Annotated in this window: 13 protein-coding genes and 5 tRNA genes; 9 read left to right on the plus strand and 9 right to left on the minus strand. The window is 70.1% G+C overall.

The features are described from left to right. Window positions 1–271: 271 nt before the first annotated feature. Window positions 272–988 carry an IclR family transcriptional regulator NdgR gene (gene ndgR / locus IF04_RS0117695; protein WP_030257960.1) on the plus strand — a complete coding sequence of 239 codons (717 nt, stop codon included), beginning with the start codon at window positions 272–274 and terminating at the stop codon, window positions 986–988. Between the two features lie 204 nt (window positions 989–1192). Here the strand turns inward: ndgR and IF04_RS0117700 are convergent. The 9 genes from IF04_RS0117700 to IF04_RS0117740 form a co-directional block, all read right to left on the minus strand. Beyond that, a tRNA-Glu gene (locus IF04_RS0117700) sits at window positions 1193–1265 on the minus strand. Window positions 1266–1313: 48 nt separating this feature from the next. Beyond that, window positions 1314–1385: transfer RNA gene (locus IF04_RS0117705), tRNA-Gln, on the minus strand. A 34-nt stretch (window positions 1386–1419) separates the two neighbouring features. After that, window positions 1420–1492 (minus strand) — tRNA-Glu (locus tag IF04_RS0117710). A 64-nt stretch (window positions 1493–1556) separates the two neighbouring features. Further along, window positions 1557–1629: transfer RNA gene (locus IF04_RS0117715), tRNA-Glu, on the minus strand. A gap of 62 nt (window positions 1630–1691) precedes the next feature. Beyond that, window positions 1692–1763 (minus strand) — tRNA-Gln (locus IF04_RS0117720). 85 nt (window positions 1764–1848) lie between these two features. Next, window positions 1849–2571, minus strand: a complete 723-nt coding sequence (locus tag IF04_RS0117725; protein WP_030257964.1) for an HAD family hydrolase — start codon at window positions 2569–2571, stop codon at window positions 1849–1851. Window positions 2572–2788: 217 nt separating this feature from the next. After that, window positions 2789–4270: a glutamate--tRNA ligase gene (gene gltX, locus IF04_RS0117730; protein ID WP_030257966.1), complete on the minus strand. Its 1482-nt coding sequence runs from the start codon at window positions 4268–4270 to the stop codon at window positions 2789–2791. After that, complete coding sequence (locus IF04_RS0117735) at window positions 4263–5024, minus strand: fumarylacetoacetate hydrolase family protein (protein ID WP_030257970.1); 762 nt, start codon at window positions 5022–5024, stop codon at window positions 4263–4265. The genes gltX and IF04_RS0117735 overlap by 8 nt, the downstream gene beginning before the upstream one ends. Before the next feature lie 97 nt (window positions 5025–5121). Continuing rightward, complete coding sequence (locus IF04_RS0117740) at window positions 5122–5307, minus strand: hypothetical protein (RefSeq protein WP_030257972.1); 186 nt, start codon at window positions 5305–5307, stop codon at window positions 5122–5124. Window positions 5308–5906: 599 nt separating this feature from the next. Here IF04_RS0117740 and IF04_RS0117745 point away from each other — a divergent pair. From IF04_RS0117745 to IF04_RS0117780, 8 genes are all read left to right on the plus strand, one after another. Further along, window positions 5907–9620, plus strand: a complete 3714-nt coding sequence (locus IF04_RS0117745; protein WP_030257975.1) for a sensor histidine kinase — start codon at window positions 5907–5909, stop codon at window positions 9618–9620. Window positions 9621–9629: 9 nt separating this feature from the next. Beyond that, window positions 9630–10043 carry a roadblock/LC7 domain-containing protein gene (locus IF04_RS0117750; protein WP_030257979.1) on the plus strand — a complete coding sequence of 138 codons (414 nt, stop codon included), beginning with the start codon at window positions 9630–9632 and terminating at the stop codon, window positions 10041–10043. A 79-nt stretch (window positions 10044–10122) separates the two neighbouring features. Beyond that, window positions 10123–10533 carry a DUF742 domain-containing protein gene (locus IF04_RS0117755; protein WP_030257983.1) on the plus strand — a complete coding sequence of 137 codons (411 nt, stop codon included), beginning with the start codon at window positions 10123–10125 and terminating at the stop codon, window positions 10531–10533. Further along, window positions 10514–11092, plus strand: coding sequence for a GTP-binding protein (locus IF04_RS0117760; RefSeq protein ID WP_030257987.1), 579 nt, complete (start codon window positions 10514–10516; stop codon window positions 11090–11092). Before IF04_RS0117755 ends, IF04_RS0117760 begins: the two co-directional genes overlap by 20 nt. Before the next feature lie 330 nt (window positions 11093–11422). Beyond that, the gene (locus tag IF04_RS0117765; protein ID WP_030257990.1) at window positions 11423–14581 is read left to right on the plus strand and encodes a sensor histidine kinase; all 3159 of its coding nucleotides are present in this window, start codon (window positions 11423–11425) and stop codon (window positions 14579–14581) included. 10 nt (window positions 14582–14591) lie between these two features. Further along, a complete protein-coding gene (locus tag IF04_RS0117770; protein WP_030257992.1) occupies window positions 14592–15005 on the plus strand; it encodes a roadblock/LC7 domain-containing protein in 414 nt (137 codons plus the stop codon). A gap of 84 nt (window positions 15006–15089) precedes the next feature. Further along, window positions 15090–15701: a DUF742 domain-containing protein gene (locus tag IF04_RS0117775; protein ID WP_030257995.1), complete on the plus strand. Its 612-nt coding sequence runs from the start codon at window positions 15090–15092 to the stop codon at window positions 15699–15701. Further along, window positions 15682–16260 carry a GTP-binding protein gene (locus IF04_RS0117780; protein WP_073447656.1) on the plus strand — a complete coding sequence of 193 codons (579 nt, stop codon included), beginning with the start codon at window positions 15682–15684 and terminating at the stop codon, window positions 16258–16260. The genes IF04_RS0117775 and IF04_RS0117780 overlap by 20 nt, the downstream gene beginning before the upstream one ends. The last annotated feature ends 34 nt before the right edge of the window (window positions 16261–16294 follow it).

Raw genomic sequence — 16294 nt, forward strand, 5'->3', positions numbered from 1 at the left:
TGCAGCAGATGCAGATCGATGAAGAGAAGGTCGGGCTCGCCTTCCGCGCGCCGGACGACATGGTCGTCCCAGACCTTCTCCGCGAGTGTCCGTCCCATCGCTGTCCCTCCGGCCGGCCGACTTCGCCGGCCCAACTCGTCTGATTGCGCGCCGCTCGTACCCCTCGTACCGGGCGGTACACGGGCCCCGGTCCAGGGCCTCGGTTCAAGAGTGGCGACTTCCGCAGAAAATTGAACTTGCGTTTCACAGTGTGAGACGCGAGTATCGTTGCATGGACAACTCTAGCGGCGTCGGCGTTCTCGACAAGGCGGCTCTGGTATTGAGCGCTCTGGAGTCCGGTCCGGCCACCCTCGCCGGGCTGGTCGGAGCGACCGGGCTCGCGCGCCCCACGGCGCACCGGCTTGCGGTAGCACTGGAACACCACCGGATGGTGGCGAGGGACATGCAGGGCCGGTTCATCCTCGGACCGCGGCTGGCGGAGCTCGCCGCCGCGGCCGGTGAGGACCGGCTGCTGGCCACGGCGGGGCCGGTGCTCACGCACCTGCGCGACGTGACGGGCGAGAGCGCTCAGCTCTATCGCCGGCAGGGCGACATGCGGATCTGCGTGGCCGCCGCCGAGCGGCTCTCCGGCCTGCGGGACACCGTCCCGGTGGGCTCCACGCTCCCGATGAAGGCGGGCTCGGCCGCCCAGATCCTGATGGCCTGGGAAGAGCCGGAGCGGCTGCACAGGGGCCTTCAGGGGGCCCGTTTCACCGCGACCGCGCTCTCGGGCGTACGGCGCCGTGGCTGGGCCCAGTCGATCGGCGAGCGGGAGCCGGGCGTGGCCTCGGTCTCCGCGCCCGTCCGCGGCCCGTCGAACCGCGTGGTGGCCTCCGTGTCGGTCTCCGGGCCGATCGAGCGGCTGACCCGCCACCCGGGGCGGATGCACGCCCAGGCCGTCATCGACGCGGCGGCCCGCCTCAGCGAGGCCCTGCGCCGTACGAGCTGACGCCTGCGAGCCGATGGATCGCCCCGCGCCTGCCGTCGCCAACGCCGCCGGCGGTGGGCAGGGGCCCTTTCCGCTCTTCTTTTCTTCGCGCGCTTCTTTCTTTTCCTGAGGAGCGCGCTTTTTCATCATGGCCGATACGCGCCATTGCGAAAGCGGGCGCACGAAAAAGGCCCTCCACTTGAGTGGAGGGCCTTTCTCTCTGTGTACCCCCGACCGGATTCGAACCGGCGCTACCGCCTTGAGAGGGCGGCGTGCTAGGCCGCTACACAACGGGGGCTCACCTGCGGTTTGAGCAGGAAGTCTGCAGTCCACCTGCTCAACTGCGCTGGGCTACCAGGACTCGAACCTAGACTAAATGAACCAGAATCACTCGTGCTGCCAATTACACCATAGCCCATGGTGGTTGAGACCAATCCAGGATTGGTCACCAGTACCCCCGACCGGATTCGAACCGGCGCTACCGCCTTGAGAGGGCGGCGTGCTAGGCCGCTACACAACGGGGGCCCTAGCGATCCTCATCATCACCGCATCCGGGAGCGACCCGAAGGTGGTGGAGTGCAAGGATCTGTACCCCCGACCGGATTCGAACCGGCGCTACCGCCTTGAGAGGGCGGCGTGCTAGGCCGCTACACAACGGGGGCTGGCACTGCGATCAAGAGACTGTACTGCCGGGAAGACGTACTTCCGAGAAGACGATCTCTTGCTGGGCTACCAGGACTCGAACCTAGACTAACTGAACCAGAATCAGTCGTGCTGCCAATTACACCATAGCCCACCAAAACGCAACCCCTTGCGGGATTTTGTTTGGCTTGCGCTTCCCGCCGGGCCTGTCGGCCCTCTCGGGCGGCGCAGAAAGAACATTACCCGAAGGTGTCCGGCGCTCCAAAACGGGTATCGCCGCGCAGCAGGCCGGGGAGCTGGTTCAGGCCGGTGATCCGGATCAGCTCGGGCCGGCCGCCCAGTCCCCGGCGGTCCAGCCAGATGCCCCTGAGGCCCGCGGCCACGGCGCCACCGGCGTCGATGTCGGGCTGGTCCCCCACGTACGCCACCTCCGCGGGCGGCAGCCCCAGGGCCTCACAGGCGGCGTGGAAGGCCCCTGCGGCGGGCTTGGCGATCCCCAGCTCCGCCGCGCACACCAGCGCCTCGAAACGGTCCCTTACCCCCAGAACCCGCAGCTTGCGGTCCTGATTGTGAACAGAGGAGTTCGAGAGCACCGCGTGCCGGTACTCCGCGGCGAGCAGCTCCAGCGCCGGCAAGGTGTCCGGGAAGAGCGCCCAGGCGGCCTCGTAGTGCGCGAGGTACCGCCCGAACCACCCGTCGGCGTCCTCGTCGCTCATCGAGGCCGTACCGAGGAAGTCCCGCACCCGGTCCCGGCGCTGCGCCTCGAAGGTGATCCCGCCGGCCTCGAACCGCCGCCAGTGCAGCGCGGTGAGCTCCTTCCAACGGGCAAGGGCCTGCTCGACGGAGGGATATCCGTCGGTCAGGCCCTCGGCGAGGAGATGTGCCTGCATCCCCACCTGGTCGGCGTTCGCGTAATCGAAGAGCGTGTCGTCGATGTCCCAGAGGACCGCGCGTATGGGCATGATCCCGACGGTAGCCGAGGCGCACCCGACCGGCTGGGGGTTCGGGGGTCATCCCCCGAAGAATGCAGCGTCGATGTCCCAGAGGACCGCGCGTATCGGCATGATCCTCACGCTACCGGCGCGGCAGCTCTCGGGAGACCCGGTTTCCCGGCTCCCTGGGGTACGAAAAGGGGGGCGCCGACCAGCACGGTCGGCGCCCCCCTTTCAGGAGCGGGCGTTACGCGGCCAGCTTCTTCAGGGCCGCGTCGATGCGGGCGAGGGTGCGGTCCTTGCCCAGGATCTCGAGGGACTCGAAGAGGGGGAGGCCGACCGTGCGGCCGGTGGTGGCCACGCGGACCGGGGCCTGGGCCTTGCCGAGCTTGAGGCCGTGCTCCTCGCCGGCGGCCAGGACGGCCTCCTTGAGGGACTCGGGGCTCGACCAGTCCGCGGTCTCCAGCTTGGCGCGGGCGGTGGTGAGCAGGGCCACCGGGTCGCCCTTGCCCATCGCCTTGGTCCAGGACGCCTCGTCGAAGACCGGCTCCTTCAGGAACAGGAAGTCGACGTTGTCGGTGATCTCGGAGAGGACCTTCAGGCGGCTCTGGGCGTGCGGGGCGATGGCGTCGAACACCGACTGGTCGAAGTCCGCCTCGTCCCAGGGGGCGAAGGGGGCGCGCAGCCAGGGGGCGCAGCGCTCGGTGAAGTCCTTCACGTCCAGCTGCCGGATGTGGTCGGCGTTGATCGCCTCGCACTTCTTCAGGTCGAAGCGCGCCGGGTTGGCGTTGACGTCCTCGATCTCGAACTTCGCCACCATCTCGTCGATGGAGAAGATGTCCTGGTCCTCGGAGAACGACCAGCCGAGGAGGGAGAGGTAGTTGAGGAGGCCCTCGGGGAGGAAGCCGCGCTCGCGGTAGAGGTTGAGCGAGGACTGCGGGTCGCGCTTGGAGAGCTTCTTGTTGCCCTCGCCCATGACGTACGGCAGGTGGCCGAAGGCCGGGATCTGCTTGGCGATGCCCAGCTCGATCAGCGCCTTGTACAGGGCGATCTGGCGCGGGGTGGAGGAGAGCAGGTCCTCGCCGCGGAGGATGTGGGTGATCTCCATGAGCGCGTCGTCGACCGGGTTGACGAGCGTGTACAGCGGCGCGCCGTTGGCGCGGAGGATGCCGTAGTCGGTCACGTTCTCCGGCTGGAAGGTCAGCTCGCCGCGGACCAGGTCGGTGAAGGTGATCGTCTCGTCGGGCATCCGGAAGCGGACGATCGAGGTGCGGCCCTCGGCCTCGTACGCGGCCTTCTGCTCGGCGGTCACCGCGCGGCACTTGCCGTCGTACCCGGAGGGCTTGCCGGCCTTGCGCGCGGCCTCCCGGCGCTCCTCCAGCTCCTCGGCGGTGCAGTAGCAGTGGTAGGCGTAGCCGCCGTCCAGCAGCTTCTGCGCGACGTCCTGGTAGATGTCCATGCGCTGCGACTGGCGGTACGGGGCGTGCGGGCCGCCCACCTCGGGGCCCTCGTCCCAGTCGAAGCCCAGCCAGCGCATGGCGTCCAGGAGCTGGTTGTAGGACTCCTCGGAGTCGCGGGCCGCGTCGGTGTCCTCGATCCGGAAGACCAGGGTGCCCTCGTGGTGCCGGGCGAACGCCCAGTTGAAGAGGGCGGTGCGGACCAGGCCCACGTGGGGGTTGCCGGTCGGCGAGGGACAGAAACGTACGCGGACGGGGGTCGCGTTAGCCACGCTTGATCACCTTGTTGGTGAGAGTGCCGATGCCTTCGATGGTGACGGCGACCTCGTCGCCGACGTTGAGCGGGCCGACCCCGGCGGGGGTGCCCGTGAGGACGACGTCGCCGGGGAGCAGCGTCATCGCCTCCGTGATGTGGACGATCAGGTCCTCGATCGAGCGGACCATCTCGCTCGTGCGGCCCAGCTGGCGCTGTTCGCCGTTGACCGTGCACTGGATGGTCAGATCGCTCGGGTCCAGCTCGGTCTCGACCCAGGGGCCGAGCGGGCAGGAGCTGTCGAAGCCCTTGGCCCGGGCCCACTGCGCCTCGCGCCGCTGTACGTCGCGCGCGGTGATGTCGTTGGCGCAGGTGTAGCCGAGGATGACGTCCTTCACGCGCTCGCGGGGGACCTCGCGGCACATGCGGCCGATGACGACGGCGAGCTCGGCCTCGTGGTGCACCTCCTGCGAGAAGGAGGGGTACACGACGGGGTCGCCGGGGCCCACCACCGAGGTGGAGGGCTTGAAGAAGGCGACCGGCACGTCGTCGACCTCGTTGCCGAGCTCCTTGGCGTGCTCGGCGTAGTTGCGGCCGATGGCCACGACCTTGTTCGGGAGGACGGGCGGCAGCAGCCGCACCTTGTCCAGGGGGACCTTCTGGCCCGAGCGCTCGAACTCGGCGAAGGGGTGTCCCTTGATGACGTCGAGGTCATTGCCCTCGACGACGCCGAAGCCGACGTTGCCGTCGATGGAAAATCTGGCGATGCGCACGGAAGCCGCTGCCCCTCTTGATCTCTTGCCGGGAGTGGACACCCCAGGCTATCGCGGGAGCGGGGCCCGCCCTCTGTCCTTTGTTGTGCGCCGCGTCCTACTCGGGCGCGTCCATGAGGACGGTGCGGCGGGGGTTGGCGGTCTGGGTGGGCAGCTCGACGGCGTGCTCCGGCTGTGCGGCGTCCTCGACCGGTGCGGTCTGCAGCTCCTCGGCGTCCTTCAGGTGCATCAGGGTCGTGCGCCGCGGGTTGGCTATGGAGCGGAACATCATCGTCGTCTTCACTGTCGGAATGCCTCGCGTATCTCGCTGTGGTGGTCACTGCCCATGCAGGTGCCGCTGGGCGATTGCGGCACAGGTGTAAAGCGTCAGGCTATGCGCGCTATTCCCGTCGATCTTGCGGTCAAGTCGGTGATCATCGTGTGAGTTTGCTCACGAACTCTGCGGCAAATGCCGCAATTTTCATGATCGAACGCCGTTGACGAAACGGACATTGGCGGAGCGAAGCGCATGTTCCACTCCCCTTTACGGGACCCGGGGTCGGGCGCTATAGCGCCCGTAACGCTGGCAAAAGTCCGTTATAAGGGGCGGGAGCTTCTACTACTCGTTACTCACTCCATACATTGCGTCACTCATGTCACAGCCGGGGGCTCCGCTCTTGTTGCCCGTCCGGCACTGTGCTGGAATTCCCCGGACCGCCGCATGTTTCACACGGCGCGCAGGGGGCGCAGAGCAGCGCCGCGCGGTGGGTGCCGCTCTCTTCGCCAGAGGGAGTAGCCCGCCGGTCACACTCACGACCGCCATGGGGCAAGCGGCCCCCCTACGACTCGACACCGTCCCGCCGTCACCGCGGAGGGACGCCTGGTCCAGAGGTTGCGACGCTAGTGCAGGGACGTTTCAAGAGGGATGGCAGCGCTGCGGCTGACCCGGAGCTGCGCGGCGGGACCGACCGCGCCTCCTCGCAGCAGCGCGCCCAGAGCAACGGTCCGGCGAGCGGCACGTTGCCGACCGACCGGACCGACCCGGCGCCGGCCGGCGACTCCGCCGCCGAGCGCCCCAAGGCCAAGGGCCCCATGGGCCCCGGGGCCCGTCTGTCGCTGCGCAACTGGCGCATCAGCACGCGTCTGGTCTCCCTGATCGCGCTGCCCGTGGTCGCCGCCACGACGCTGGGCGGGCTGCGGATCAGCAGCGAGCTGGACAACATGGACCAGCTCGACCGGATGCAGCTCCTCACGGAGATGACGCGGCAGGCCACCGAGCTGGCCGACGCGCTCCAGGAGGAGCGGGACCGCTCGGCGGGCCCGCTGGCCGGCTCCGGCAACACCAAGGACGACACCGATGTGGTGGCGCCGCGCGAGGAGACCGACCGCGCGATCAAGTCCTTCAAGGAGCACACCGACGACGTCGACGCGGCACGCGGCTCGATGGCCGGTGTGCGCGCCACGATCGTCGACATCCAGCGGCAGCTCGGGACCCTCAACGAGGTACGGAACAAGGCGTACTCCGACAAGGAGAACGTCGCCCAGACCGTCACCGCGTACAACCAGCTCATCACCTCCCTGCTCGCGCTCTCGCAGGACATGGCGCAGGCGACCAGCAGCCCGGAGATGATCCAGAGCACCCGCTCCCTGGCCGCGTTCTCCTCCGCCAAGGAGTACGCGTCGATGCAGCGGGCGTACGTCAGCGCCGGTCTGTCGAACAAGGGCCACGCGCACCTGTCCGCGAACGACCGGCTGGCCGGCCGTACCGCCGAGGACAACGAGGAGTCCGCGCTCAAGCGGTTCTCGAACATCTACCCCGGCGCCGCCTCCCTCATGGAGGGCCTGGACAGCGGCAACGACGACATCGAGCACGCGAACTCCTTCGCCGACCGCAGCTTCAAGACCGAGTCGGGCATCCGCGGTGAGCAGATGTCGTACCTGGACTGGTACGACCTGGACACCAACAAGATCAACCTGATGTCGCGGATCGAGACGACGCTGCTCTCCCAGATGGAGCAGAAGTCCCGCGAGCTGCGCAACGACGCCACCACCGGCGCGATCCTCAACGGTGCGGTGATCCTGCTCGTCCTGGGCATCTCGCTCGTCGGCGCGTTCGTCGTCTCCCGCTCCATGGTCCGCTCGCTGCGCCGGCTGCAGGACACCGCGCAGACGGTCTCCCAGAAGCGGCTCCCCGAGCTGGTCAAGCAGCTCTCCGAGGCCGACCCGCAGGACGTGGACACCTCGGTCGAGTCCGTCGGCGTGCACAGCCGCGACGAGATCGGCAAGGTGGCCACCGCGTTCGACGAGGTGCACCGCGAGGCCGTCCGGCTGGCGTCCGAGCAGGCGCTGCTGCGGGGCAACGTCAACGCGATGTTCACCAACCTCTCGCGGCGGTCGCAGGGCCTCATCCAGCGCCAGCTCTCGCTGATCTCGGAGCTGGAGTCCCGCGAGGCCGACCCCGACCAGCTCTCCTCGCTCTTCAAGCTCGACCACCTCGCGACCCGAATGCGCCGTAACGGCGAGAACCTCCTCGTCCTCGCGGGCGAGGAGCCGGGCCGCCGCTGGACCCGCCCGGTCCCGCTGGTCGACGTGCTGCGCGCCGCCGCCTCCGAGGTGGAGCAGTACGAGCGCATCGAACTGAGCGCGGTACCGACCACCGAGGTCGCCGGCCGCGTCGTCAACGACCTCGTACACCTCCTCGCCGAGCTGCTGGAGAACGCCACCTCGTTCTCCTCGCCGCAGACCAAGGTCAAGGTCACCGGCCACGCGCTGCCCGACGGCCGTGTCCTGGTCGAGATCCACGACACCGGCATCGGCCTCTCCCCCGAGGACCTCTCGGCGATCAACGAGCGGCTCGCCAGCCCGCCGACCGTGGACGTCTCGGTGTCCCGCCGGATGGGCCTCTTCGTGGTCGGCCGCCTGTCCCTGCGGCACGGCATCCGCGTCCAGCTCCGTCCCTCGGACTCCGGCGGTACGACCGCACTGGTCATGCTGCCGGTGGACGTCGCGCAGAGCGGTGGCGCCGGCAAGAAGCCCGGCCCGGGCGGCAAGCCCGCCGGCGGCCGCGGTTCCGGCGACGCGGGCGGCCAGCACTCCAGCCGCCTCGCGGGCCTGCAGCCGCGCGGCCAGATGGGCTCCGGTCCCCGTACCGCGCTGCCGAGCCGCCCCGGAGCGGGCGCGCCCGGCGGTGCCCCCGGTGGCGCGCCCGGCGCCCCGGCCCGTAGCCAGAACAACGCCTTCGGCAACTCTCCCGCGGCCCCCGCCGGCCAGGACCGGCCCACGCTGCCGGTGCGCGGCGGCGAGCCGGCCCAGCCGCCGGCCGCGAGCCACCGGCCGACCGTCGCCCCGCCCACCGGCGCGCCCGCGCCGCGCGGCGAGCGGCCGCAGCTGCCCACCCGCAGCCCGGCCGGCGAGCTGACCGGCGGTACCTCGAGCGCGGCGGAGTCCGCGCCCCTCCAGTCCGGCGAGCAACCCGGCCAGCAGCCCGGCTCCAGCTGGGGTGCGCGGCGCGAGCGCGGCGAGGCGGCCGGCGACTGGCCGCTGGCGCCCCGCCAGGGCCAGGACGACCACCCGCGCGGCCACGAGGAGCCGGAGAGCACCGGCCGGCACGGCCGCGGCGAGATATCCGGCCAGTACCCGCGTCCCGAGACGACCGGGCAGTTCGAGCGCCCGGCGGCCGGCGGCCCCGGTGACACGGCGCAGTTCGAGCGCCCGGACTTCGGCGTTCCGCGCCCCGGCGCGAACGCCCCGGAGCGCGGTACCTCCCCCGCACAGGGCTCCGCGCAGGACGCCCGGCCCCTGTGGAGCGGCGAGTTCGAGCTGCCCTCGGCGCCGTCGTCCGGCGGGTCCGCCCAGGAGGCGCCCGCGTCTCCCCCGGCGCCCGACCGGCCCACCAGCCCGATGTGGAGCGGCGAGTTCGCCCCGCAGTCCGAGCAGTCCCCGCAGTCCGCGCACTCCGCGCAGGACAGCCGCCCCGCCGAGGAGAGCGCTCCGGCGCGCGGCGGCCAGGCCTACGACGCCGACTCCTTCGGCCGCGACGACGCGTTCGGCCGGGACAGTGCCTTCGGGCGCGCTCCGCGGGCCGACGAGGTCCCCGTACAGCAGCAGCCGTACTCCGCTCCGGACGACGCCGATCTGCTCGGCGGCCCCGCGCCGCGGAGCACGGGCGACGCGGGTTCGCCGATCTTCGACACGATCGAGTCGAATTGGTTCACCCAGCCGGGCGGCGGCGCCGCCGAGGAGCCCGTGAGCCGGCCGCAGAGCGCCCCGGAGGCGCCGCGGCTGCCCCGGCGCGAGCCGGCCGGGAGCGGCGCTCAGGCGCAGGCCGAGTGGCGTTCCTCGCCCAATGACGACGTCTGGCGCCGGGCCGAGCAGGTCCGGCAGCCCGCGGCCGGCGGGGTCACCACCTCCGGGCTGCCGCGCCGCGTCCCGCGTGCGAACCTCGTCGCAGGTACCGCGCAGCAGGAGCAGCGTGCGGGCGGCCCGCAGGTCTCCCGTTCGCCCGACGACGTGCGCGGCCGGCTGACCAATCTCCGCCGGGGCATCCAGCAGGGCCGGCAGGCCGGGCACACCGGCACGCACCCCATCGTGGACCCCACTCACCAGCAGGAGCGTTAGTTGAGTCCGATGAGCCAGGCGGCGCAGAACCTGAACTGGTTGATCACCAATTTCGTGGACAACACCCCCGGGGTGTCCCACACGGTGGTCGTCTCGGTGGACGGTCTGCTGCTCGCGATGTCCGAGGGCTTCCCGCGGGACCGGGCCGACCAGCTCGCCGCGGTGGCCTCCGGGCTCACCTCCCTGACATCCGGCGCGTCCCGCATCTTCGAGGGCGGGAACGTCAACCAGACCGTGGTGGAGATGGAGCGCGGCTTCCTCTTCCTGATGTCGATCTCGGACGGATCGTCGCTGGCCGTACTGGCGCACCCCGAGTGCGACATCGGCCTCGTCGGTTACGAGATGGCTCTGCTGGTCGACCGTGCGGGCGGCGTGCTGACGCCGGACCTGCGGGCCGAGCTGCAGGGCAGCCTGCTGAACTGATCCGCCACCGATCCCACGTGCCGAAGAGCCCCCCACCGGCCCGATCCGACGACAGCCAGTTGTCCAGCCCGGAGGACCCATGACCCCGCCACCCGCTTCGCCCGGCCCGTACGGCTATACCAGCGAGCCGTACGGCGACGACGGGGGCGACCAGCCACTGGTCCGCCCTTATGCGATGACCGGAGGCCGGACCCGGCCGCGCTACCAGCTCGCCATCGAGGCGCTGGTCAGCACCACGGCCGATCCCTCCCAGCTGCCCGGGCTGCTGCCGGAGCACCAGCGCATCTGCCATCTGTGCGCCGAGGTGAAGTCGGTGGCGGAGGTCTCCGCGCTGCTGCACATACCGCTGGGGGTCGCCAGAATCCTGGTCGCCGACCTGGCCGAGGCCGGCATGGTGGCGATCCACCAGCCCGGCGGCAGCGGTGAGGCCGGCGGCACGCCCGATGTGACCTTGCTGGAGAGGGTGCTCAGTGGACTTCGCAAGCTCTGACGCCACGCCCCGTTCGACCACGTCCGCGAAGATCGTGGTGGCGGGCGGTTTCGGCGTGGGCAAAACCACCTTTGTCGGGGCGGTTTCCGAGATCAATCCGCTGCGTACCGAGGCCGTCATGACGTCCGCTTCCGCGGGCATCGACGACCTCAGTCACGTGCAGGACAAGACGACGACCACCGTCGCCATGGATTTCGGGCGTATCACCCTCGATCAGGATTTGATTCTTTATCTGTTCGGCACTCCCGGCCAGGACCGTTTCTGGTTCATGTGGGATGATCTGGTCCGCGGTGCGATCGGTGCCGTGGTACTCGTCGACACCCGCCGGCTCTCGGACTGCTTTCCCGCGGTCGACTACTTCGAGAACAGCGGGCTGCCGTTCGTGATCGCGCTGAACGGGTTCGACGGGCAGCAGCCGTACACCCCCGACGAGGTGCGCGAAGCGCTGCAGATCGGCCCCGACACGCCGATCATCACCACCGACGCCCGGCACCGCGGCGAGGCCAAGGGTGCCCTCATCACGCTCGTCGAACACGCCCTCATGGCGCGGCTCAAGTAACGCTGCCGTACAGCCAGTTGCGCCGGGGTGCGCTGTGTCCTTGGACACGCCGGACCCCGGCGTTCATAACGTTTCGACAGAGAAATCCCGGGAGCTCGACACCGGATGCGCACAGCTGGCTTCGCTGTGTTCACTTTCCCCCCGGCTTTTGCCGCGCCTCGCCCTTAACGCCCCTTTTATCTGGCGTCCCGCAGGGCTTGCTCATCTTGTCCGCACTGTTTGGAACGCGCGGCCCTGACGTGCTGGAATTCGCTGAACTCCGGAGTAGGTAACGCCCAGAACGAAACGGCACAGCGAGATACGTGCCGGCGCCGAGAGGTTGTTGGTCGAGTGAGGCGAAGCAAGTCGGGCCCCGCGCCGCAGCAGGCGGCGCAGCGGGGCAACTTCACACCGCCGCCGCGTCATACGGCGTCGCCTTCCGACGCGCCTGAAAGTCCGCTGAGCAGTCGGCCCGTGCGTGGCAACCGGATGTCCCCGCGCAACTGGCGTGTGGCCACCCGGCTGAACGCGATCCTGCTGCTTCCCGTCATCCTGGCGCTGATCTTCGCCGGGCTGCGGGTGAACACCTCGGTCTCGACCTGGAACGAGGCCCAGGACGCCGAGAACACCGCGAAGCTGGTCCAGGCGGCCGCCTCCTACGGCCAGGCCCTCGTCGACGAGCGGGACCGCACCGCGGCGCCGCTCCTCCAGGGCAAGCGCAACGACCCGGTCGTCCGGGACGCGCGGGCCACCACCGACGCCGCCGCCGCGGACTTCCACGACGCGGTCCGGAACATGCCCGACAAGCCGGGCCTGAAGCGCCGCCTCGCGGTCTTCGAGAAGGTCGAGCCCAAGCTCGACGTGCTGCGCAAGGCGGCCTACACCTCGCAGCTCACCGGTGTGCAGACCGAAGAGGGCTACACCGAGGTCCAGCACCCGCTGATGGAGTTCTCCAACGAGCTGGGTCTGGGCACCGGCAACATCACCTCCTACGGACGCACGGTCTACGCCGTCTCGCTGGCGAAGGCCGCCACCTCCCTGCAGCGCTCCATCGGCACCCACCTGCTGGTGCACCCGGCGGCGGGCGCCAAGGAGCGCAAGAAGCAGCTCACCGCCTTCGCGTCGTACGCCTACCTGGAGGGCATCGCCATCGGCGAGTACACCTCCGGCGGCACCCCCGAGGACATCGCGCGGCTGAAGAAGGACTCCGCGGCCCTCAAGAAGAAGGGCCAGCAGGAGGCGGCCAAGGCGCGGAAGCAGGCGAGCGCGGCCGGCCGGCAGTTCCAGTCGCCGCCGTCCATCGACGCGATGGTCCAGGCGATCTCCTCCGGCGCCTCGCCGCAGCTGCTCGCCGCCAAGGGCGTCACGCCGCAGACCTGGTTCGCGGCGTCCACCGGCAAGTTCGACATGTACCGCGGTATCGAGGAGGACCTCGCCGACAAGGCGGTGGACGAGGCCGCGGCGATCGCCGACGACGCGCAGCAGACCACCTTCGTGGACTCCGGCGTCGCGCTCGGCGCGCTGATCATCGCCTTCCTCATCGCCGGCCTGATGGCCCGCTCGATGACCCGCAACATGCAGGAGCTGCGCACGGCCGCCTTTGGCATCGCCGAGCAGCGGCTGCCGATGCTGGTCGACCAGCTCTCCCGTACGGACCCGGGCCGGGTCGACACCCGCGTCAAGCCGATCCCGATCTCCACCACCGACGAGATCGGCGAGGTCGCCCGCGCGTTCGACCAGGTTCACCGCGAGGCCGTGCGGCTCGCCGCCGAGCAGGCCCTCCTGCGGGGCAACGTCAACGCGATCTTCACCAACCTCTCGCGCCGTAACCAGGGCCTGGTCGAGCGCCAGCTGACGCTCATCACCGACCTGGAGAACAACGAGGCCGACCCGGACCAGCTGGAGAACCTCTTCCGCCTGGACCACCTCGCCACCCGTATGCGGCGCAACGGCGAGAACCTCCTCATCCTCGCGGGCGAGGAGCCCGGCCGCCGCTGGACCCAGCCGGTCCCGCTGATCGACGTGCTCCGCGCGGCCACCTCCGAGGTGGAGTCCTACGAGCGCATCGAGCTCCAGGGCGTCCCCGAGAGCGAGATCCACGGCCAGGCCGTCACCGACCTCGTGCACCTGCTCTCCGAGCTGCTGGAGAACGCCACCACGTTCTCCTCGCCGCAGACCAAGGTGCGGGTCACCGCGACCCGTCTCCCCGACGGCCGCGTGATGATCGAGATCCACGACAAGGGCATCGGGCTCACCCCCGAGGACTTCGCGGACATCAACCACAAGCTGGCCAACCCGCCGACCGTCGACATCGCGATCTCCCAGCGCATGGGCCTCTTCGTGGTCGGCCGGCTGGCGGACCGGCACGGCATCCGCGTCCAGCTGCGCCCCTCGGGCGAGCAGGCCGGCACCACCTCGCTGGTCATGCTGCCGGAGGCGATCACCCACGGCGGTGGCGGCGAGGACACCTTCGAGGACGACTTCACGGTCTCCCGGATCATGCCGGAGCACCCGCAGTCGTTCCAGCAGCCCGAGGACATGCGTACCGCGGCCGAGCTCGGCTTCGACGACCACTACCGGCCGTCGGACGACTCCGCCGACCTGGACCCCGTGGGCCGCTCGCTGCTCCGCGAGGAGCGCCGCGCGGCACTGGAGGCACAGAACGGCGCACCGCGCCACGGTGCGCCCGGCCAGGAGCCCGCGCAGAACCCGGCGCAGGACTTCGGCGGGCTCCCCCGGCGCGGTGAAGCGGAGGGCTCGGGCGCCGCGTACGACGGCTTCCAGGAGCACCCGTACGCCCCCCAGGAGACCGTCGGGCAGCAGTCCCACGACGGACCCACCGGCGCCTACGACGACCGTTCCTTCGGTGGTCAGAACCTGTTCGACCAGGGTTCTCCGGAGCCCGCCGGCGAGCAGCCGCAGTACTCCGCAGACGGCCGGCAGGGTCCCGGATGGAGCGAACCGGCTCCGTTCCAGGGCTACTTCGGCGGTCAAGCGGAATCGGACCACAATGGTCCCGACGCTCCCGCGCAGCCGCAGGAACGCGTAGCATTCGATCGTCCGGGTCCCACCCCGAGCGAAACCCACTCCCTGACCGACGCCGGCCTTCCGCGCCGCGGAGGTGACAAGGCCCCCGGGCAGCAGGAGTGGCAGCAGCCCGAGGAGCCGGCGTCGCCCCCGCAACAGCGGAGCACGTCGGAGGACAGCTTTGGTTGGCGTACTGCCAACGATGAGCGCTGGCAGCGGGCGGAGCAGCTTCGCGAGCCGAAGGCAGGCGGGATCACCTCCTCCGGTCTCCCCCGGCGGGTGCCCAAGGCCAATTTGGTCGAGGGCACGGCGGAGCAGACCCCGCAGGGCGGCCCCCAGGTCTCCCGTGCGCCCGAGGACGTCCGGGGCAGGCTGAGCAACCTGCGCCGCGGTGTCCAGCAGGGACGCAGTGCCGGTATGGAGTCACCCAAGAATGACCAACAGGGCTTCGGCCCCGGCAGCACCTACGATCAGGAGCGTTAGTGTGAGCCCGATGAGCCAGGCGGCGCAGAACCTGAACTGGTTGATCACCAACTTCGTGGACAACACCCCCGGTGTGTCCCACACGGTCGTGGTCTCCGCAGACGGTCTCCTCCTCGCCATGTCCGAGGGATTCCCTCGGGACAGAGCCGATCAGTTGGCGGCGGTGGCCTCCGGGCTCACCTCGCTGACCTCGGGTGCCTCCCGCATTTTCGAAGGCGGGAGCGTCAACCAGACCGTGGTGGAGATGGAGCGCGGGTTCCTCTTCATCATGTCCGTCTCGGACGGATCGTCGCTGGCCGTACTGGCGCACCCCGAGTGCGACATCGGCCTCGTCGGTTACGAGATGGCTCTGCTGGTCGACCGCGCGGGCAGCGTTCTCACGCCCGATCTGCGCGCCGAACTGCAGGGCAGCCTTCTCAACTGACAGACAGGCAGTGCGTTTCTCGCCACCGCACCATAGGGTGCGGTGGCGCGACCGGCGTCGGATTGGCAAGTTGGAGGAGGAAACGTGGCAACGCCCCCTAGCGGATACCCGTACGATTCCGGGCATCTGCCCGAGTCGCAGGGCGAAACCCAGTACAACCGCTTCAACTTCCCGTCCGCGCCGAGTCGTCGGCAGCCGCGGCCCGCGCCGCAGCAGCAGCCCTACGACACGACGTACGGCAGCCCCTCCCCGTCGCCCTACGGCTACGGCGACGAGGGGTCCCGGGTGCCGCGGATAGAACCGGTGCAGCCGCCGCAGCGGCGCGCCGAGCCGTCGGCGCCGACCGGCGGGGCGCAGAACCCGCTGGTCCGCCCGTACGCCATGACCGGGGGCCGCACCCGGCCGCGCTACCAGCTCGCCATCGAGGCGCTGGTGCACACCACGGCCGGCCAGGCTCAGCTGCAGGGCCAGCTGCCGGAGCATCAGCGCATCTGCCATCTGTGCCGCGAGATCAAGTCGGTCGCCGAGATCTCCGCGCTCCTCTCCATCCCCCTCGGCGTCGCCCGGATCCTCGTCGCCGACCTGGCGGAGGCCGGACTCGTCGCCATCCATCAGCCCGGCGGTGACGAGTCCGCCGGCGGACAGCCAGATGTGACACTGCTCGAAAGGGTGCTCAGTGGACTTCGCAAGCTCTAGCGGTGCAGCCCGCTCCACCACCTCCGCGAAGATCGTGGTGGCGGGCGGCTTCGGCGTGGGCAAGACGACCTTCGTCGGGGCCGTCTCCGAGATCAATCCGCTGCGTACCGAAGCCGTGATGACCTCCGCCTCGGCGGGCATCGACGACCTGACGCACGCGCCGGACAAGACCACCACGACGGTGGCGATGGACTTCGGCCGTATCACGCTGGACCAGGACCTGATCCTGTACCTCTTCGGTACGCCGGGTCAGGACCGTTTCTGGTTCATGTGGGACGACCTGGTCCGCGGCGCGATCGGCGCCGTGGTGCTCGTGGACACCCGCCGCCTGGCGGACTGTTTCCCGGCGGTCGACTACTTCGAGAACAGCGGCCTGCCGTTCGTCATCGCCCTCAACGGCTTCGACGGACACCAGCCGTACACGCCGGACGAGGTCCGTGAGGCCCTCCAGATCGGCCCGGACGCCCCGATCATCACGACGGACGCACGGCACCGCAGCGAGGCCAAGAGCGCGCTCATCACGCTCGTGGAGCACGCGCTCATGGCGCGGCTTCGCTGACGCCCGACGGCCCGCCCGTACGCGAAGGGCCCCG

This window comes from Streptomyces violens, from assembly GCF_000717745.1.
Classification (GTDB): Bacteria; Actinomycetota; Actinomycetes; order Streptomycetales; family Streptomycetaceae; genus Streptomyces; species Streptomyces violens.